19 protein-coding genes are annotated in these 20013 nt (G+C 61.7%); 10 read left to right on the plus strand and 9 right to left on the minus strand.

What is annotated here, in order from left to right:
* Positions 1-56: 56 nt before the first annotated feature.
* Positions 57-728 carry an RNA polymerase factor sigma-70 gene (locus PQR42_RS07725; RefSeq protein ID WP_408383145.1) on the minus strand — a complete coding sequence of 224 codons (672 nt, stop codon included), beginning with the start codon at positions 726-728 and terminating at the stop codon, positions 57-59.
* A 425-nt stretch (positions 729-1153) separates the two neighbouring features.
* On the opposite strand from PQR42_RS07725, the gene PQR42_RS07730 reads away from it, so the two are divergent.
* From PQR42_RS07730 to PQR42_RS07770, 9 genes are all read left to right on the plus strand, one after another.
* The gene (locus PQR42_RS07730; RefSeq protein ID WP_408383143.1) at positions 1154-2617 is read left to right on the plus strand and encodes an MFS transporter; all 1464 of its coding nucleotides are present in this window, start codon (positions 1154-1156) and stop codon (positions 2615-2617) included.
* Positions 2614-4149 carry an FGGY family carbohydrate kinase gene (locus tag PQR42_RS07735; RefSeq protein ID WP_408493605.1) on the plus strand — a complete coding sequence of 512 codons (1536 nt, stop codon included), beginning with the start codon at positions 2614-2616 and terminating at the stop codon, positions 4147-4149. The genes PQR42_RS07730 and PQR42_RS07735 overlap by 4 nt, the downstream gene beginning before the upstream one ends.
* 3 nt (positions 4150-4152) lie before the next feature.
* Positions 4153-5832, plus strand: coding sequence for a glycerol-3-phosphate dehydrogenase/oxidase (locus tag PQR42_RS07740; RefSeq protein ID WP_408383138.1), 1680 nt, complete (start codon positions 4153-4155; stop codon positions 5830-5832).
* Positions 5829-7382: an FAD-binding oxidoreductase gene (locus PQR42_RS07745; protein WP_408383136.1), complete on the plus strand. Its 1554-nt coding sequence runs from the start codon at positions 5829-5831 to the stop codon at positions 7380-7382. The genes PQR42_RS07740 and PQR42_RS07745 overlap by 4 nt, the downstream gene beginning before the upstream one ends.
* 4 nt (positions 7383-7386) lie before the next feature.
* Complete coding sequence (locus PQR42_RS07750; RefSeq protein ID WP_408383135.1) at positions 7387-7962, plus strand: glycerol-3-phosphate responsive antiterminator; 576 nt, start codon at positions 7387-7389, stop codon at positions 7960-7962.
* A 41-nt stretch (positions 7963-8003) separates the two neighbouring features.
* Positions 8004-8312, plus strand: a complete 309-nt coding sequence (locus PQR42_RS07755; protein ID WP_408204431.1) for a putative quinol monooxygenase — start codon at positions 8004-8006, stop codon at positions 8310-8312.
* The gene (locus PQR42_RS07760; RefSeq protein ID WP_408204430.1) at positions 8309-9472 is read left to right on the plus strand and encodes an iron-containing alcohol dehydrogenase; all 1164 of its coding nucleotides are present in this window, start codon (positions 8309-8311) and stop codon (positions 9470-9472) included. Before PQR42_RS07755 ends, PQR42_RS07760 begins: the two co-directional genes overlap by 4 nt.
* Positions 9473-9600: 128 nt before the next feature.
* The gene (locus PQR42_RS07765) at positions 9601-9723 is read left to right on the plus strand and encodes a collagen-like triple helix repeat-containing protein (protein WP_408204429.1); all 123 of its coding nucleotides are present in this window, start codon (positions 9601-9603) and stop codon (positions 9721-9723) included.
* 448 nt (positions 9724-10171) lie between these two features.
* Positions 10172-10423, plus strand: coding sequence for a hypothetical protein (locus tag PQR42_RS07770; protein WP_408204428.1), 252 nt, complete (start codon positions 10172-10174; stop codon positions 10421-10423).
* Positions 10424-10529: 106 nt separating this feature from the next.
* Here the strand turns inward: PQR42_RS07770 and PQR42_RS07775 are convergent, their stop codons facing one another.
* From PQR42_RS07775 to PQR42_RS07810, 8 genes are all read right to left on the minus strand, one after another.
* The gene (locus PQR42_RS07775; RefSeq protein ID WP_408383133.1) at positions 10530-10949 is read right to left on the minus strand and encodes a histidine kinase; all 420 of its coding nucleotides are present in this window, start codon (positions 10947-10949) and stop codon (positions 10530-10532) included.
* A 73-nt stretch (positions 10950-11022) separates the two neighbouring features.
* Entirely contained in the window at positions 11023-11808 is a 786-nt protein-coding gene (locus PQR42_RS07780) for a COG4705 family protein (RefSeq protein ID WP_408383131.1), read from the minus strand.
* A gap of 172 nt (positions 11809-11980) precedes the next feature.
* Positions 11981-13105, minus strand: a complete 1125-nt coding sequence (locus tag PQR42_RS07785) for a porin (RefSeq protein ID WP_408204425.1) — start codon at positions 13103-13105, stop codon at positions 11981-11983.
* A gap of 182 nt (positions 13106-13287) precedes the next feature.
* The gene (locus tag PQR42_RS07790) at positions 13288-13986 is read right to left on the minus strand and encodes a response regulator (RefSeq protein ID WP_408383129.1); all 699 of its coding nucleotides are present in this window, start codon (positions 13984-13986) and stop codon (positions 13288-13290) included.
* Between the two features lie 25 nt (positions 13987-14011).
* Positions 14012-15394, minus strand: a complete 1383-nt coding sequence (locus PQR42_RS07795; RefSeq protein WP_408383127.1) for a sensor histidine kinase — start codon at positions 15392-15394, stop codon at positions 14012-14014.
* 62 nt (positions 15395-15456) lie between these two features.
* Complete coding sequence (locus PQR42_RS07800; protein WP_408204422.1) at positions 15457-16497, minus strand: ABC transporter substrate-binding protein; 1041 nt, start codon at positions 16495-16497, stop codon at positions 15457-15459.
* A 164-nt stretch (positions 16498-16661) separates the two neighbouring features.
* Positions 16662-18062, minus strand: coding sequence for a sensor histidine kinase (locus PQR42_RS07805; protein WP_408204421.1), 1401 nt, complete (start codon positions 18060-18062; stop codon positions 16662-16664).
* The gene (locus PQR42_RS07810; protein WP_011492737.1) at positions 18052-18729 is read right to left on the minus strand and encodes a response regulator; all 678 of its coding nucleotides are present in this window, start codon (positions 18727-18729) and stop codon (positions 18052-18054) included. Before PQR42_RS07810 ends, PQR42_RS07805 begins: the two co-directional genes overlap by 11 nt.
* A 238-nt stretch (positions 18730-18967) precedes the next feature.
* Between PQR42_RS07810 and PQR42_RS07815 the strand changes: the two genes are divergently transcribed.
* Entirely contained in the window at positions 18968-19987 is a 1020-nt protein-coding gene (locus tag PQR42_RS07815) for an ABC transporter substrate-binding protein (protein WP_408204420.1), read from the plus strand.
* Positions 19988-20013 lie beyond the last annotated feature (26 nt).

Below are 20013 nucleotides of genomic sequence, written 5' to 3' on the forward strand. Positions count from 1 at the left end.
CGGCATCTCGCTCGTGCACCGCTTCTATTCAGTTGACGTTTGATGCGCGCGCTTTTTTACCGCCGGCGCGCACGGCCGCTACAGAACGCTGGGCCTGCCACGCCGCGATTGCAGGCGTCGAGGCAATCGGCGCAATGCTTCTCGGCGTCGCGCACCATGAAATGCACCAGCGTCTGCGAGACATCGAGGGCGCGCGCGGTGCTTTGCAGCGTTTCCTCGCGCAGGCGCACCATTTCGAAGGCGGCGCGGCTGCGCGGCGGCAGTTGCTCGAGCGCGTTGTAGACGTGCCGCAGCGTGTCGCGCACGAGCAGCGCCGCTTCCGGCGAAGGTTCCGGCGATGGCACATGCAAGCCGTCGTCTTCGTCGGCGTGATAAGTGTTTTCGAGGCTCTGGCGACGAAAGGCGTCGATCGACGCGTTGCGCACCATGCGCGTCACGTAGGCGACCGGTTGACGCACCGCGCCCTGATCGGGAAAGTCGACCAGCTTGATGAAGACGTCGTGCACTACGTCTTCCGCGAGACTCGCGCAACCCACGAAGCCGCGCGCCAGATTGACGAGCATCGGGCGGTTGTCGATCAGCACGTCGAGCAGCGTGCCCTTCTCCCAATCGACCGGACGCGCGTCGTTGCGCGCCCGCCGCGAAACGGGTGGACAGGCGCCTGTGGCGTTGAGAACCGTAATCGGCATCGCCGTTGAAGGCTCTCGCCGGACGAGCACCTCAGCCATAGATTCGCTCCGTTTTCTCAAAGGACAGGGCGCCAATCTAACGTAAACGCGAATCATTCTCAATCAAGATTTGGAATAACCTTACAATTTTCGATAGCTTTGCCTGATGATTCCAAATGCATAACGTAGACCGACCGGCGCTTGTCGCGTGAGGCAAGCAGTCACAAATTTATGTTAGGCATCCGCACTATCTTCAGCAAACCGCGTCGTTTCAAACCGTCGCGCAATAGTGGAAATCCCTGCCCTTGCTTGAAGCAACCACGATCGACTCTCGGCGCTACAACGCTTGACACTTTTCGAGACGCATCATAAAGTCTGCCTGCAGATCTAGATAAGAGACTATCTGTAAGATGGTCTCTTGCGCGTAAACGATTTGCATCGCGAACAGCACCGGCCTCTTACAGAAAAACTAAAGGAGACCGATTGTGCAAACAGTCGCGCTAAAGATTCGTGGCATTGACGATGTCATTTCGTTCATCGACTCATGTTCAGGCATTCCCGGTAGAGCCGGCGTTATCTGGTGGCTGGCGCTCGGTGGCCTGTTTCTCGACGCATTCTCCAATTCCGCTTTGAGCGCGGGCCTCGGGCCCATGACGCGAGATCTTCATCTCGGCGCGCCTCAAATCGCGCTCATGACGTCGTTCGCGTCGTGGGTGGCCATCGCGTTCAATCCGATCGGCGGCTGGATGGCCGACCGATGGGGGCGCATCCGTCCTCTAGTGCTGGCCAAATTCCTCGCCGTGATCGGCGCGGTGTTGGTGGTGTTCGCGCCGGGTTTCGAAGTCATTCTGGCGGGGCGCTTCTTCGTCGGCATGGCTTACGGGATCGACTTCGCGATTGCCATGGCGATGCTCGCCGAGTTCACGCCGGTCAAACTGAAGAGCCGCCTCAATGCCTGGCAAGGCATGTGGTACACCGCCGTCTGTTCGAACCTGCTCCTCGCATTGCTGTTCAACTCGTGGCACGTCGGTGATTCGATCTGGCGTTACTCCGTGGCCGCGACCGCTGTCTTCGGTCTCGCGATCCTTGTGCTGCAACTGGTGTTTCTGGTCGAGAGCCCGATCTGGCTCGCGCGCAAGGAGCGCCTCGTGGAAGCCGCCACGGCGATGAGCCGCATCTACGGCCGCCCTTTCGCCGCCGCACCCATCGCGGAACGCGTGCCGGTGTTGAATCAGGCCACGCGCGGACTCGCTAACGTCGTGCTGATTTTTCGCGGCGTCTATTTGCCGCGCACTATTCTCGCGGCGACCGTTCAGGTCGGACAGTCCATCCAGTACTTTGCGATCGGCTGGTATCTGCCGCTCATCAGCGCCGCGCTGTTCGGCAAGGACTTTATCTACGCGACGCTCGGCGCGTTACTGTTCAACGTATTCGGCATCTTCGGCGGCTTTATGTCGCCGGTGATCGGCAAGCGCTTCGGCTTGCGGCGCGCGTCCGCATTCGGCTTTGCGGCCGTCTTCGTGATGCTGCTCGTGCTCGGCCTGTTCGGCTCGAAAATGCCGCTGTGGCTCGCGGTGATCGTGCCGTCGCTCTTTATTCTCTTTCACTCGTCGGGGCCCGGCGCGAACGGCAAGAGTATCTCTTCGCTGTCGTTTCGCAGCGAGATTCGCGCCGGTGCCAACGGTGTGATCGGCGCGCTCGGGTCGATCGGCGCAGCCTTGGGCCTGCTGGTGTTTCCGCTCTTTCGCGAGCATTACGGCCTCGACAAAACTTTCCTGATACTCGCCATCGTGCCTCTGGTGGCAAGCGTGATCTGCTTCATCATCCAGTGGGATCCGACGCGCACCACCATCACGCCCGACAACGAACCCGGCGCGCCGCAATTCAAAAGCGACGCGGAAGAGGCATCCGTATTCATGAACCCGGCAATCGATAAATCCCAGCGATGACCACCAATCGAAACGTTATTCTCGCGATCGACGAAGGGACGTCCGGCACGCGCGCGGCAGTGGTAACCGCGGACGGCCAGGTCTCCTGCCTCAAGTATGAGCCGCTGCAGATCGACAGTCCGAGGCCCGGCGTCGTCGAGCAGGACGCGAACCTCATTCTTGAGAAAACGATCGCCGTGTGCCGCGCGACACTCGCGCACGCGGCCGCCGAGCAATTGAATGTGGTCGCGCTCGGCATCGCGACGCAACGTGCGACCGCGGTGCTGTGGGACACCCGCACCGGCCGTGCGCTCGTGCCCGCGATGGTTTGGCAGGACACGCGCCACGCGGGCGAACTGAACCAGCTCGCCGAAACGTGGGACCGCACGCTGATCGAACGAGTGGGGCGCCCTGCCGGCGTACGCTCGCCGTATCTGTGGGCCGTCCATCATCTGCAGACGACGCCCACCGTGATTCTCGCGAATCGCGAGCGACGCCTCGCGTTCGGCACCATCGACACCTGGCTGCTGTGGCATCTCTCCACCGAACGCGTGTGCGTGACGACGCCGACCAACGCAACCTCCGCGAGCGCGTATCTGCTCGACGAGCATCGCTATTGTCTCGACTGGATCGACGCGCTCGGCTTTCCGCAGACGCTGCTTCCGGAGCTTCGTCAGGATGCCGATGAATTCGGCCGCACACATGCCGACGTGCTCGGCATCGACGCGCCGATTCTCGCCTGCGCGGGCGACCAGCTCGCGGGCGCGGTCGGCCTCGGCTGCCTGGATCGCGGGCAGTCGATGTGCGTGCACGGCACGGGCAGCTTCGTCGATATGCTGGTCGGCACGCAAGTCCCTCGCGCGACCGAGACCTCGCACGACGGCACTTTGACGATGACGGCGCGCCGCCAACACGACGTCTCGCACTATTCGCTCGAAACCTTCGTGCCGACGACCGGTTCCGCTTTGAACTGGATCTGCGAAAAGCTGCACTGGTTCGACAATCCCACGCAAATCAGCGCGCTTGCCGCGACGGTCGATTCGTCGCGCGGCGTCACGTTTCTGCCCGCTCTGACCGGCTTGCGCGTTCCGCAGCTGCAGCCCAATGCGCGCGCCTCGTTGAGCGGCATTTCCATTGCCACGACGCAGGCTGAAATCGCCTACGCGATTCTCGAGGGCATCGCGCACTCGGTCGCGTTGTGCATCGACGCGAATCAGGCGATCGCGGATGTCACCGCTTCCGAACTGGTGGTCGGCGGCGGACTCTCCGGCAGCGACACGCTGCTGCAAATCCAGGCCGACCTGAGCGGCATGCCAGTGCGGCGCATGTATGAGAGCGATCGCGCGAGTCTGCGCGGGGCTGCGTTTCTCGCTGGATCGTCGGGCTTGCTGTGGGATTCGCTGCAAGATGCGCGTACCACCACCGTCACCGACGCCGTGTTCGAACCGACGGCAAATTCCGCGGCACGCGAGAAGCGGCGCGCGTCATGGCACGCAAGAGTCGCCGCGGAACTCGCTCACGCAAATGCATTCGATAACGGTTGTGGGGACTGACGCATGTTGTTTCTTCCATCCAGAAAGGCCTCGAAGGAACGCTCGGAGATGACCGGCACCGAGCCTTTGCGCATGGTGCGCACCGAGCAACTTGACCGGCTTGGCAGCGAGGCATTCGATATCGTGATCGTAGGCGGCGGCGTGACCGGCGCGTATGCGGCGCTCGACGCGAGCCTGCGCGGCTATCGCGTCGCGCTGCTGGAAAAGAACGATTTCGCGTCGGGCACGTCGTCGAAGTCTTCGAAGATGGTGCACGGCGGCTTGCGTTATATCGAGCAAGGCAATCTCGGTCTCGTGCGCCACTCTTTGTTAGAGCGGCAACGCTTGCGCCGCAATGCGAGACATCTCGTGCAACGCCTGCCGTTTCTGTTCCCCGTCATGGAGAAAGACGGCGTGTTCGACAAGCGCCTCGCCAAGGCCTTCGAGAGTCTGCTGTGGACCTATGACATCGCCGGCGGCTGGCGCGAAGGCATCTTGCACCAGAAGCTGAGCAAAGCCGAAGTTCTCTCGCACTGCCCGACCTTCAACGAAGAGAACCTCACCGGCGGCTTCATGTATTTCGACGCCCGCGTGGACGACGCGCGCCTCACGCTGAATCTCGCGCGCACGGCGGCGTTTCATGGGGCGTCCGTCGTGAATCACGCGAAGGCCGTCGAAATCACGCGCAATGGACATGGCAGTGTGGACGGCGTAATCGTGCAGGCGGACGAACGCGAAATACGCGTGCGTGCAGACGTCGTGATCATGGCCACCGGCGTGTGGCTGCGCGACTGGAACGGCCGTAAGAAGGACGACCCGGCGGCGTTGCAGATTCGTCCCGCGAAGGGCGTGCACGTCGCGATTCCTTGGCTGAAGATTCGCAACGACTGCACGGTGACGATTCCCGTGCCGGGCCGTAGCCGTCGCGCGACCATCACGCGGTGGGGCAACGTATCGTATCTCGGCACCACCGACGAAGACTATCGCGGCAATCTCGACGACGTCTGCTGCACGCGTCAGGAACTCGACTTCCTGATCGAAGGCGCGCGCTCCGCCTTGAAGACCGATTTGCGGGCCGAAGACGCGGTGGGCAGCATCGCCGGTTGCCGCCCGCTGGTCGGACCGCCCGGCGGAAAGACGCTGGAAATGAAGCGCAATCATGAAATCCATATCGCGCCGGATGGTCTGGTGACGATCGTCGGCGGCAAGCTCACGACCTCGCGGCACATGGCCGAACAGACCATCGATGCCGCGCAAAAGGTAATCGGCAAGCGCGCGAAATGCCGCACGAAGTCCGCGTATCTACTCGGCGCGGCGGGTTACGACTCGCAGGCAATCGTCGCGTCGGGCGGTTTGTCGGCGCAACTGGGCGAGCGCTACGGCACAGAGGCGCGCTTCGTCACCGACATTCTGGAGAGCGATGCGAGCTTGCTGAAGCCGATCGTCGACGGCCTGCCGTACACCGAAGCCGAAGTCCTTTACGCCATCAGACACGAACTCGCGTGCAGCGTCGACGACGTGCTGTCGCGCCGCATCCGCGCACGCCTGATGGCGCGCGATGCTTCAGCGCGCGCCGCCGCGCGCGTCGGCGAAATTTTACAGACGGAGCTCGGCTTGTCCGGAGCAGTCGTCGCAAAGCAGGTGAGCGATTACGTCGCCGCCGTCGAACACGAAAAGTCTGTTCTTATGGGAGAAACCGAATGATCAGCAAGGAAGCAATCAAGCGTGGCTACAACCGTGGCAACTATATCGTCGGCGCGCACACGCCGCCGGCTTATGCTGCAACGCTCAAGGACACCACCAGTGAAGCCGGTCTCCAACGCGATCCAGTCAATGTGAGCGCGCAGCAGATCGACGCGCTGCGCGCCGTCGCCGATGACGTGCTCACGCTGGCGCCGGACGTGGTGGCCTGGACGCGCGACTGGTGGGCCGGTTCGATGGTGACGGAAACCGCGGGCAAGCCAGCCACGCCCCACGCGGTGATCGTGCGCGTGTCGAAGGTCGAACAGATTCAGGCGGTCATGTTTATCGCAAATTCGGCATCGATTCCGGTGACCGTCTCCGCCGGTCGCAGCAACGTGACGGGCGCGGCGCTGCCGGTGCGCGGCGGCATCGTGCTGGACGTGTGCGAACTGAATCGCCTGATCGGCTTCGATACGGAAAGCCAGATCGTCGAAGTGGAAGCGGGCATGTTCGGCGACATCTTCGAAGAAACGATTCAGCGCGACTACGGCATGACGATGGGCCACTGGCCGTCGTCATACGCGATCAGCACGGTCGGCGGCTGGGTGGCGTGCCGCGGCGCGGGGCAACTGTCCACGCGCTACGGCAAGATCGAAGACATGGTGTTCGGTATGGACGTGGTGCTCGCCGACGGCAGCCTCATCAGCGTGGGTGGTTATTCGCGCGCGGCGCTCGGGCCGGATCTTCAACAGTTGTTCATCGGTTCGGAAGGCACGCTCGGTGTAATCGTGCGCGTGCGCTTCAAGCTGCATCGCCTGCCGGATTACGGCCGTGCAATTGCCTATGGCTTCAAGACGTTCGCGACCGGCCTCGAAGCGTGTCGCCAGATCATGCAACGCGGCGCGAATCCGGCCGCCTTGCGTCTGTACGACGAACTCGAAAGCGGCGTGCAGTTCGGCCTGCCCGAATCGAACGTGCTGCTGGTCGCCGACGAAGGCCCGCGCGAAATCGTCGAAGCCGTGCTCACGATCAGCGAACGCGTCTGCGCGGAGCTGGGCGAGCGTCTCGACGACAAGGTCATCTTCGAGAAGTGGCTCGACACGCGTTACCTCACGGGCAAGAGCGCCGAAGGTTTCAAGCGCGGCCCCGGCTTCGTGGCCGACACACTGGAAATGGCGGGGCCATGGAAAGACCTGCCGGGCATCTATACGGATGTCGTAAATGCGATCAACGCGGTGCCCGGCACACTCGCCGGTTCAGCGCACCAGTCGCACGCTTATGTGGATGGCGCGTGTCTCTACTTCTCGCTACGCGGCGAAGTCGAAGTGGAGACTCGCGCGAAGTGGTATCGCGCTGCGTGGGATGCCGCGAACGCGGTGCTCATCAAATACAATGCAGCGTTGAGCCACCATCACGGCGTCGGCCTGTTGCGCGCGCCGTATATGAGCGAATCGCTCGGTAGCGCATTTCCCGTTCTGCAGGCCGTCAAGCGCACGCTCGACCCGAAGAACATTCTCAATCCGGGCAAGCTTGGCCTGACTGACGAGCAAGCTCAAGACGCAAAGCAGTAATCACATGGACAAGTCACTTGGGGCGCGCCTCACGCGCCACCCGGTCATCGCGACGCTGTACGGCGTCGAGCAGTTCGACACGTTTCTGGAAAGCGCCGCCGAGATCACCATCGTCGCGAACGTCGATTTGCGCAGACTGCACCCGGTGGTGGCGGCGCTGACGAAAGCGGGCAAGTATGTCATCGTCAACATCGACAGTTGCGACGGGCTTTCGCAGGACAAAGGCGGTGTCGAGTATCTGGCGGACATTGGCGTGACCAGTCTCGTGTCGACCCGGGTGGCGACCATTCAGCGCGGCAATCGGGCCGGTCTCGTCACGATGCAGAAAGTCTTCGTGACGGACCGCTCCACGTGGCCGCGCAGCGTCAAGGCATTGGAGCAAAGCGATCCGAATCTGGTACAACTGATGCCGGCGCCCATGCTCTCGCACCTGTCGAAGCAGGACCGCAAGGCCCTGCCGCCGATCGTCACGTCGGGTTTCGTCTGCAATAAGGGCGACGTGTTCGATGCGTTGAAGAACGGCGCCGTCGCGGTCTCGACCAGCGACAGCGAGTTGTGGAATCTGGACCCTGAACGTTGAAGCGCTGAAACGCTGAAGTACCCATCCTGTTGGAGTGACTGATGGCCAATGCTTATCTGCAGGTGATCGCGCATTATTTCGCCAAACCCGGCAACGGCGACGCGATCGTGAAGCACCTCACGGAACTCGCCGCGGCAACCCGGAAAGAGCCGAAAAACCTTTACTACGAATTCTTCCGCTCGCCGCTCGAACCGGACCACTTCGTGATTCTCGAGAAGTACCGCGACGCCGACGGTCTCGCCGATCATCGCGAAACCGAGCATTTCCAGCGACTCGGCTTCGGCACCATCATTCCGCTGCTCGACCGGCGCGAAGTCGAAAGCCATATGGTGCCCGGAGACGCGCCATGAAGAACGCATTCCGGTTTCAAACGGTGCCGACGCTCGTCGTCGAGTTCGGTGCGGCGCGCCGCCTCGGCGCTTTGTTGCGCGCGCAATTTCCCGCGCTGACGCGTCTGTGCGTCGTCACGGATGGTTTTCTGCACACGAGCGGATTGCTGAATCCGGCGCTCGCCGACCTCGCGGCGCACGGTTGGGACACCACGGTGATCGACGACGTGATCGCCGATCCGCCCGAACACATCGTGCTCGAAGCGACGTCGCGTGCACGGACTGCCGGCGCGGAAATCGTGCTGGGGCTCGGCGGCGGCTCGTCGATGGATGTGGCGAAGCTGATCGCCGTGCTCGCGCCGCAGCAACAGCAGGCGCTCAGCGAGATGTACGGCGTCAACAAGATCACGGTAGCGCGTCTGCCGCTCGTGCAGATGCCGACCACCGCGGGCACCGGCTCAGAAGTCACGGCCGTGTCGATCGTGACGGTGGGCGAAGCGAAAAAGATGGGCGTGGTCGCGCCGCAACTGATCGCGGATCTGGCAGTTCTCGACGCTGAACTCACGCTTGGCCTGCCCGTTGCGGCAACCGCGGCGACAGGCGTCGATGCCATGGTGCATGCCATCGAGGCGTACACGTCCGCGCATCTGAAGAATCCGGTTTCCGACATGCTTGCGGTCAAGGCGCTCGAACTGTTGTCGCGCAATCTGCTGCCGGCTTGCGAACACGGCGGGAACCGCGACGCGCGTGAAGCGATGCTGCTCGGCGCAACCTTCGCGGGCCAGGCGTTTGCGAATTCACCGGTTGCCGCGGTGCACGCGCTCGCGTATCCGATCGGCGGCATTTATCACGTGCCGCATGGTCTTTCGAACGCGCTCGTGTTGCCGCATGTGTTGCGCTTCAACGCGGAAGCGGCGGCGCCGTTGTACGCGGAACTCGCCGAGGTGGTCGTGCCGGGTTTGACCGGCAGTGATGAAAGCAAGACGCAAGCGCTGATCGAACGGCTCGAACAGATGATTGCCGCGACGGCGATTCCGGCGCGTCTGCGCGATGTCGGCATCGAACGAAGCGGGCTCGAGCGGATGGCGAGCGATGCGATGTTGCAGACGCGGTTGCTGGTGAATAACCCACGGCCGGTTAGCGAGGCGGATGCGTTGGCGATTTATACGGCTGCGTTTTGATTCTTCGGCTTTGCGTCACGGGCTTGTCCCCACCAATAATCGTTCAACGGGGACATCATGTAGAAATTTGCCGGTCGGACAGCCATCGCTGTTGCCTCGGCACCGCAGTCACTGACCTCGGCAACGGTGTGAAGGTACTGGGCTACGGCACCGCCGCCGGCCTCGGCACCGTTGGCAGCACGACCAATCCGCTCGGCCCGACGCTGACCTCGACCTCCGGCCTAGTTTCCAATACCGGCGGATCGCTGTGACGCGTTATGCCGCACTGCTCGCGGTGAATCTGCTTTATTTCCTACGGGCCAGGACTGAAGAAAGGCATTTGATGAACGATCCGGCGTACAGGGAGTACGCGCAGTGGATTGTAAGGAATGGCGTGATTGCGAAGCTCTCGCGGATGTTTGATTGAGCGGTGAGCTCGGTCGATCGCGACTACACGATCGGCAGGACACCGACGACAAACTAGCAAATCATGCAGCGCAACAAACGCACATCAGACTGAACAAATCGCGCGACGACCCGGCTCGCGTCCGGGTTATCCTTGCGTCGATGCGCGTCGGAAACCTTGACCCACGAATTGTGAGTTTGTAGGATGATGACCGCCGCTTTCGGACAAACACCGCCTGACAGACTCAGTCCACGCGCGACATAAGAACAACGGCGACGACTAAATGGTGAGGTCATCGGGGTTATGGCATGACAATGGATGAAGACATCGCGCACGTGGCGCGTGTGATGGTGCCGTCGCTGAGCGCATTTCGCGGTGAGCCAGTGCTGCAGCCGGCATATTGGCGAAGACGCCTGCATCGCATACAGAACGAATTCCGATTGACCGAAACACAAGCCTCGCAGATTCAGCATTTGCTGAGGGATCTGGATAAGTTTGAGGCGAAAAATGGTGTGAAGAAAAAACCGATCGGCACGCAGATTCGTGCGCCTTGGATACCACGGTAATGAAGTGCGTGTGCTGACGGGCACACCTAGCGCCTCCCTCACCTAACGATGCGGAATTGATCCGCTTTCTAGCGGAACAACTCCACAACCGCGTGCCGTTCTCGCATCAAACTTTACCGCTCATACGATCCATCACCGCCACCAAATCGGCGAGCGACTGTTTGCATTCCGCTGCTTTCGGCGTGCTGGCGCGCAAGGCGCTCAACGCGCGATCAATCGACTTGTCGACCGTATGCCAGTCCGCGGCGGCGCGCGGCTTCAGCGACGGCTCGGCGTCGTCCCATGCGAGTTCGAGATCCTTGATGCGCGCCTTGCCGCCCGCCAGGTCGCCTTTCTCGACCAGCGCTGCAGTGTCCGCCGCGATCTTGCGGAACGGTCCGAGATCGCCGAGCTTCGACGCTTTGACCGGCTCCGCGGCTTCGACTGACAATAGACTCACACGGCCTGCGTCGAAATGTCCAACGCTGATCGCGGAGAGTGCGACAAACGAAGCGATAACGGCCTTGCTAAGAGTGCGTTGATTCATGATGGTGATCTTCCATTGGATTCGGTACGGGATTGGAAGGGACTACGTGGGCAACTTGTCGAGCGGCACACGCTCAAGGTTCATGTGCCGCGCTCGGGCGCACCGTACGCTGCTCGGCCAAACTGGCGACAATCACCAGCACGACAATTGCACTTAGGAATAGCGCGCTCGTGTTGACCGTGCCGAGGCCGAAACCGCCGTACGCGCGCGACTGCGAAAGCATGTCGCCGAGCGAGGCGCCCAGTGGCCGCGTCAGAATGTAGGCCAGCCAGAAAGTCAGTACCGGATTGCCGCCGGCGTAATAGATCGAACTCACCAGAACGATCAGCGCACCGAACGCCACCACACCGATGACGAAGCCGAGCCCCAGCGCTTCGGTCGCGAGATCGCCGGCCGCCGTGCCCAACGCGAACGTGACCAACACCGCGGCCCAATAGAAAAGCTCTCTACGCGTCGTATAAATGGTGTGAATCGAGAGTGTGCGTTCGCTGCGATACCAGAGCGCGAACACGAGAACGAGTGCCAGTCCGAACACGATCGTGCTGGCATATAGACTGACGCCGAGCTTGTCCGTCAGCGCGTCGGTGATCTGCGTGCCGACCACGCTGACCAGAACCACAGTCAGCCAGTAGATCCACGGCACGTATTTGTTCATGCGGAGCTGCACGGTCAGCGCGGCAAGCAATAGCAAAGCCATAATCGCATCCGTCAGCGCGGTGCCAAGACCCACGTGAACGGCCAGATAGTCAGCGCCGGTCTCGCCGACCGTCGTCGCGAGAATCTTGATTGCCCAGAAGACGAGCGTCGCCTCGGGCACTTTATTGTTCGCTAGAACAACACGATAGTTCGACGTTTCCATCACGCTGGTTCTCCATTTTTTTTGAGCACCCGCTTCGACGCTTCGAAACGGGACGCTCCTGCTCAGCCAGTGCGCTGACTATGCAATGGATAACCTTAAGGAAACCTTACGTGAGTTGTCGACGCACACGTGGCCGCCGCACGACATCGGCGGCGGTTCGCTGAAACAACACCTAGAAACGCGTGCGAATGCCCGTCGTCAGCTCCAACTGGTTCTTTGCACCGAACGTCGATGCAATCACATACCCCTTGTGCAGCTTCATGTAGTCGCCGGCCACATACACTTCCGTGCGCTTGGAAAAGTGATAGAACACCGACCCGTACAAGGTCTCCTTATAACCGCTGCCGGTTCCGGTATCGGGATTGAAGCTGAGGTTGGCATTGGCGATGCTGCCGTTGTCGTCGAATGCAGCGTTCGAGGCGTGCATCTGCTGGTAACCGATTTCGTAGTCGAGCGGGCCCTTCGGCGCCAGCTTGAACGACACCGTCCATGCGTTGTCGCGACGTTCACCCAGCGCGCCCTGATCGCCCGTGTAGTGGAAATAGCCGGCGTTCACGCGGAAGATGCTGTACGTGTAATTGCCACCAATCGAGTACGCCTTGTTCGTGAAGCCGTTGTTGTTCACGTGGTTGTAGAACGCAGACACGTTGAACGGGCCGCCGTTATAGCCGAGCGCGCCGGTGTAGGTGGCGTTGTTGCCAAAGCTCGTCTTGTTGCCGAATGCGTAACCCGCAGCCGCAAAAATGCCGTTATTGAAGAGTTTCTTCCAGACAAGGCCGTTCTCGTAACGCGTGCCGGTCGCACTGCCCGCGTAGAAAATCAGCTGCTTGAAGTTATTGGTGTTGGTCCAGCCGCCTTCTTCCGTGTTCAGCGAGGCGCTGGTGTAGGGGTCGCCGTAGATCGCCGCCGCGTCGCGCGCAACCGTGTTCTGGAACCCGGCCGTGAACTTGCCGAATGTGTCGCTCTCCACGCCCACCCATGCATCGCGGTCGAAAATTTGACCTGGGTCTTCCATCGCGCCGTCGCTCACGCGATATTCCGCCTCGAGCTTGAAGATCGCTCTGATGCCGCCGCCCAGGTCTTCCGCGCCTTTCATACCGAAACGGCTGCCGCTAAACCACGGCTCGCCGTTGATGCCCATTGAAATCACATGCTTGCCGTCCGCATTCGCATTGGTCTGATACGACACCGCGCTCAGATCCATCAAGCCGTAAAGCTGTACGTTCGATTGCGCATGAGCGCTCCCCATTGCCAATGCGCCGGTGCTTGCCACCAGCAACAACCTGGTCTTTTTCATCGATGTCTCCTCCGAACCTGCTGTGTTGAATTGATCTGATTTCCACTTGAGTAGCAGAACCAAGGATAGTCAGACCAACCCTTCACGCCTCTTTCGCGGGAGCGCGGTAAACGTCGGTGAAAACACTAAACGCAACGGCATTGACAATGTACAGCCAGGCGATTCGATTCGCCCTTGTGGCGCTACAAGGCAACAGTAAACGCTTCGCGTGGCTCTTCTTCACGCAGAATGTAGCCGAGCCCGCGCAAGGTCATGATCTTCGCACTCGACGTTGCGAGATGCTTGCGCAGACGGTGGATATAGATATCGATTGCATCGGCGCTGGGTTCGTCGTCGAGTGTGAAGACCTTGTCCATCAGCGTCGTTTTGGAGACTGTCTTGCCCTGCTTCAGCATCAACGTCTCGAGGATGGCGTGTTCGCGGCGGCGCAACGGCAGCGGTTCGCTTTGCAACATGAATTCCCGCGAGTCGAACAGATAGCGCAAGTCGCCGCACTCTATCGACTGCCCCTTGTCGCCGGCCGCCTGCCGGCGGATCAGCGCCTTGATGCGCGCCACCAGTTCGCGCGCGTCGAAGGGTTTGACGACATAGTCGTCGGCGCCGGCGGAGAAGCAGGCCACCTTGTCGTCGGTCGAACCGTTCGCGGTGAGCATGAGCACCGGCACGTTGTCGCGTTTGCGGCGCAGCCGTGCAAGCACGTCCTTCCCGCCGATGCCGGGCAAGCGCAGATCGAGCAACACCGCGTCGTAGCATTGCAAGCCGAGCAGCGTCTCGGCCCGCTCGCCGTCCTGTGCCCAGTCAATCACAAAATGCTCGACCTGCATCAGGTTCATCACCCAGCGCGCGAGATCGGCGTCGTCTTCGACGAGCAGCAGTTTCATCGTTTTTCCTCCATGCAGCCGCGCATCATGTTGCAGCGGTCCATAACCGCATCTCCACGGTGGCGACCAGACCGACACCATCCTCGCCCGATTCGAGCGTGACGGCGCCGCCCTGGCGATGGGCAATCTCACGCACGATCGGCAGGCCTAGGCCGGTGCCGTCAGCGTGACTCGACGCGCGATAGAAGCGCTCGAACACACGCGCCCGCACCTCAGCCTTGATGCCAGGCCCATTGTCGATCACGCGCACGACAGCCATGTCGTTATAGCGCGAGGTCTGCACGGTGACGCAGCCACCCGCCTGCGTATAACGCAGTGCGTTGTCGACGAGATTGGTGACGAGCGCCGCGGTCAATGCCTCGTCGCCGGTCACGATCAACCCGTCTTCCAGCTCCGCGCCCAAGTCGATTTCACGGGACTGCGCGAACGCAATCAATTCCTCCAGCACGCCCGCGATCAACGCACTCAGATCGACGCGTTCGCGCGCGCCAGCGGGCGCGGCGGACTCGGCTTGCGCGAGCAGCAGAAGTTTGTCGGTCAACGTGGTCAGCTTGCGGCTGCTCTTGTGCATACCCGCCAGCGCTTCGGCGAGCGGCGCGTCGCGGTTCTCGCGCTGCCGCGCAAACTGGATCTGCGCCACCAGCAGCGTGAGCGGCGTGCGCATCTGGTGTGCGGCATCGGAGATGAATTGCCGTTGAGTCGCGGCCTGCTGGCCCATGCGGGCGATGCACTGATTGATCGCCTCAACAATCGGCCTCAGTTCGACATGCAAGCGCGCCACACGTATCGGTTCGAGCTGCGACGGGTTGCGATCGGCGACATCGTCTTTCACCTTCATCAGGGGAAGCAGTTCGAAGGTCAATCCGAGGTAAACGAACACCATTGCGAGCACCAGCGTGAGCACTTCGCCGAATAGCTGTGGACGCAGCAGGCGCCAAACCATTGCATCTCGGGACCCCTCGGTCTTCGCAACCGCGACGACGACTTCTTCCGTGCGGCCCGAGTCGTAGAGCTGCCGCGCGTAAGCGACCGCGCGAACGGCGCGGCCATCTTCGAGGCGAGTGGCGTAGAGCGTCGGACTGTCACCGGCGTGCGGCGGCAGCGGCAACTCGAGACTGCCCGCCAGCAAGCGGTGACCGCTCGCCTCGACACGATAGAACACGCTGTCCTGTTCCGGCGACTCGAACAGTTCCAGCGCGGCCGGCGGAATCTGGATCGAGACGCTGCCATTGTCCCAATCGATATCCTCGCCGATGATCCGCATCGACGAAAGCAACGCATTGTCCTGCACGAGGTCCGCAGTGGTCTGCGCATTGCGGTACGAAATCATGCCGGAAATGGAAACGAACGCCGCCAATGGTAGCAGGAGCCACCACAGCAAGCGTCCGCGCAAGCTGCCTGAAAACACGATGCGTCGCCCCTCTCCAGGATGCCGGCGCGCCTCGTCGAGAGGCGCGGCCGGTTTCCGTTTTACGGCTTCAAGTCATTGACGAACTGATTGGTGAAGGTCCTCGACAGATCGATATGGCGATCCTTCACCGACGGATTGAAAGCCGCCAGGACCTTGAGCACAGTTTCCGGGCCGTCGGCGGGCATCTTGCCATCGACGGTATACATCGGCAGCGAGGCCTTCAACGCGCTCACATAGAGCGCCTTGTCGTTGCCGATGTAGTCTTTCGGCATTTGCGCGGCGATGTCTTCGGCGCTGTGCGTATGCAGGTATTGCAGCGTCTTCACGAACGCTCGCGCGAGTTTGGCGGCCTCCTGCGGGTGCTTGTCGAGCCACGCGCTCTGCACATAAAGGCTCGAAGCCGGATACGTGCCGCCGAGCGCGGCACGCGTGCCTTCGACATTGCGCATGTCCACCAGCACCTTGGCGTCGCCGGATTTGAGCAGTTGCGACACGGTGGGCTCGGTGGTCATGCCCGCGTCGATACGCCCTTGTTTGATCGCGGCGATAAAGCTGTTGTCCGCGCCCACCGGCAGCACCGTGTATTGTGAGCTCGGCACACCCTTGAGGCTGGCCAGGTACTGCGTGAGAAAGTTCGTCGAAGAACCGAGCCCCGTCACACCGAGCGTTTTGCCCCTCACGTCGGCCATGCTTTTGATCGACCCCGCCGCTTTGGTCGCGACCATTTCCACTTCGCCGGGCACCTGACCGAACACGACGATCGCCTTGACTTCCTTACCCTTTGCCTGCAGATCGATCGAGTGATCGTAGAAGCCGACCACCGCCTGCACACCGCCCGCGAGCAATTCGTTTTCCGCGTCGACGCCCGCCGGTTGCGACTGCAGTTCGACGTCCAGCCCTTCCGCCTTGAAGTAGCCAAGCTGTTCAGTCAGGCGCGCGGGCAGATAGATAAGCTTGGTGATGCCGCCCACCATGATGACGATTTTTTCGGGCGCGTCCGCCTGCGCGGGCGCCGCCGGTTGGGCGAGCAGAAAGATCGTGAGCGAGGCCGCGATGGCGGCATGAGCGGCGCGCGCAAGGCGCGTCAAGGCATGAGGCATGGTGGGGTGTCTCCGTTATTTTTCCGCATCCGCGGCGGGCGCCTGATGGATCGCCTGCAAAAATTCTAGGTGCGCGAATCCTTCTCAAAGCTTTCGCCGATGCTATTGCGGTCCTGAATGCGGGTTTGTCCTGAGTCGCTCTGAAATGGCGGCTTCATGCCGCTCTAACTCGCTCTATATCGCTCTGCCGCGGCCCGCGGAAACGACACGCTGATGTGCACGCCCTTGCCGCCATCGCCCGGCTTCAGCGTGATCTCGCCGTGGTGGGCGTCCGCGATTTCACGCACGATGGCGAGGCCCAATCCCGTGCCTTCCGTATCCGCCGACGCCCGGAAGAACGGCTCGAACACCCGGCTGCGCGACTCAGCCGGAATGCCGGGACCATCGTCCAGCACGCTCACGGTGACGGTATCGGTGTCGGTGTCGGCGCCCACGCTCACGGTGGCATGACCGCCGCTGCCCGTATAGCGGATCGCATTCTCTACAAGGTTGGCGATCAACGCCTGAAGCAGTCCGCGATGCCCTGCAACCGGAGCGACGCCGTGCAGTTCGGCTCCTAAATCTATGCCTCTGGCCTGTGCAAGCAACGCGAGGTCTTCCACGACTTCCATTGCGAGCGGCACCAGGTCCACCGTTTCCACCGCCAACTGCGTGTTATCGGCGGCCTCGGCTTGCGCGAGCAGAAGCAGCTTGTTCGTGAGGCCCACCATCGAACGATTGCTACGATGCATGGCGGCGAGCGCCTCGTCGAGCGCGGGATTCAAGCCGTCCTGTTGACGCGCGAACTGCAACTGCGTGCCGAGCAGCGTTAGCGGCGTGCGCAATTGATGCGCGGCGTCGGCGATAAAGCGGCGTTGCGCAGCCACCTGCACGCCGAGCCGCGCGATGCACTGATTGATCGCTTCCACGATCGGCCGCAACTCGGTATGCAGACGCTCGACACGAATCGGCTCGAGTTGCATCGGATCACGGTCCGCCACATCCTCTTTCACTTTCATCAGCGGACGCAACTCGAAAGTGAGGCCGATACATACCAGCGCGACTGCCAATACGATCATCTCGATCTGCCGCACGAGTTGCGGTTGCCACAACTGCTGAGCCATGGCGTCGCGTGAACGCACGGTTTTGCCGACTGTCACGCGCACGCGGCGCGTCGCGCCGTTGTCGTACATGAGACGCACAAGGCCGACCGCGCGCACAGTGTGGCCTTGCAGATGGGTGTCGTAGTGATCCGGTGTATCCGATGCTTGCGGCGGACGCGTCGGGAAATCGGGTGTGCCGGCGAGCAGGCGTCCGTCGTCAACGCTCACGCTGTAGAACACCTGATCGCGATAGGGCGACACGAATACTTCGAGCGCGGCGGGCGGCACATCCACGCGCAGGAAGCCATCCACCCATTCCACTTCGCCCGCGATCATGCGCGCCGACGAGATCAGCTGATTATCCTGCACCAGATCCGCCGTGCGCCGCGCGTTGTCGTATTCGGCCTTGCCGGTCACGAATACGTACAGCGCGAGTGGCACCAGCAGCCACCACAACAGACGCATACGCAGACTATTGGTCATCTTCTTTCTTGCGCAGCAGATAGCCGAGCCCACGCAGTGTAACGATCGCCGCCGAACTGCCGTCGAGTTTCTTGCGTAGACGCGAGATGTAGATTTCGACGGCGTCTTCGCTCGGCTCGTCGGCGAGCGTGAAGATCGCGTCGACCAGCGCTGGCTTCGTCACGGTTTTGCCCAGTCGCAGGATCAGCGTTTCGAGCACCGAACGCTCGCGTGGCGTGACGTTCAGCGGCGCGCCCTTCAGCGTGAACTGGCGCGTGTCGATGTCGAATGCGAGATCGCCGCACACCACTTCGCTCGCCTTCGAGGGCGACTGCCTACGGATCGCCACCTTGATCCGCGCGATCAACTCGCGCACTTCGAACGGCTTGACCAGGTAATCGTCCGCGCCGGCGCCGAGCAGTTCCACCTTTTCGTCGATCGAACCGCTCGCCGTCAGAATCAGCACCGGCGTCGCGTCGCCGCGCTGGCGCAGCCGCCGCAGCACGTTCTTGCCCGACAGCTTAGGCAGATTCAGGTCGAGCAGGATCACGTCGTAGTGATTGGTGCGCAGCAGTTGGTCGGCCGCGTCGCCGTCCTGCACGGCGTCGAGCGCGAACGCCTCCTGCTCCAGCATCTTCGCGAGCCAGTGCGCCAGTGTGGGGTTGTCTTCGATGAGCAGCAGCTTCATGGCGGGAACGGCAAAAGTCAGGCCGTCGATTGTGCCGTAAAACAAGGGGTTTGCGCGCGTCCTATTTGGTTTGCGGCATACGTTGTGGCGTTTGCGGCGCAGTTTCGGGTTAACACCCATGATTTGCTCACACGCCCGAAAGCTGCCAGAAGGTTTCCAATTTCTATAATCGCCGTCATTCACCCAGAAAGCGCCGCGCGCAACGCCCAGCGGCGACCAAACCTAAGGAGACTGCTTCATGCGTACCTTGCGCCAGATTGCCGCTGTGTCAGGTGTTGCGTTCACCCTTGCCGCCGCTTCGACCGCCGCTCACGCGGAAAAGCTCACGATCATGGTCGGCGGCGCCACCAAGATCATCTATCTGCCCGCCAAGCTCACGGAGCAACTCGGCTACTTCAAGGACGAAGGCCTCGACGTCGAAATCCTCTCGCAACCGGCCGGCGTCGACGCGGAAAACGAACTGCTGGCGGGCGCGGTGCAAGGCGTGGTGGGCTTCTACGACCACACCATCGACCTGCAGAGCAAGGGCAAGGAAATCCAGGCGCTGGTGATCTTCGGCCAGGTGCCGGGTGAAGTGGAAATGGTCTCCACCAAGGCCGCGGACAGCTTCAAGAGCATGGCCGATTCGAAGGGCAAGACGCTCGGCGTCACCGGGCTCGGCTCGTCGACCAGCTTCCTCACGCAATACCTCGCGCAACGTGCGGGCGTGCCGTCCACGCAATACACGCTGCTGCCGGTGGGCGCGGACAACAGCTTTATCGCGGCCATCAAGCAAAACCGTATCGACGCGGGCATGACGACGGAGCCGACCGTCTCGCAGTTGCTGAAGACCGGCGACGCCAAGGTGCTGGTCGACATGCGCACGCTGGAAGGCACGCGCGCCGCGCTCGGCGGCACCTATCCGGCTTCGAGCTTTTACGTGCAGCGCGCGTGGGCGGAGTCGCACAAGGACGACGCCGCAAAACTCTCGCACGCTTTCGCGAAGACGCTGAACTTCATCGCGACGCATAGCGCCGAAGAGATCGCCGCGAAGATGCCGAAGGACTACTACGGCAACAACAAAGACCTGTACGTCGGCGCGCTCAAGGCGTCGCTGCCGATGTTCACGAAGGACGGCAAGATGCCCGCCGACGGCCCGGACACCGTGCTGAAGGTCCTGTCGGCGTTCAATCCTTCGGTGAAGGGTAAGCATATCGACCTCGCCAAGACCTACACCAACGACTACGTGTCGGCAGCGGTCAAAACCGCGGCGAAGTAACGCCCTTTCAACATCACGAGAACAGC

Source organism: Paraburkholderia sediminicola, assembly GCF_046027355.1.
GTDB lineage: Bacteria > Pseudomonadota > Gammaproteobacteria > Burkholderiales > Burkholderiaceae > Paraburkholderia > Paraburkholderia sediminicola_B.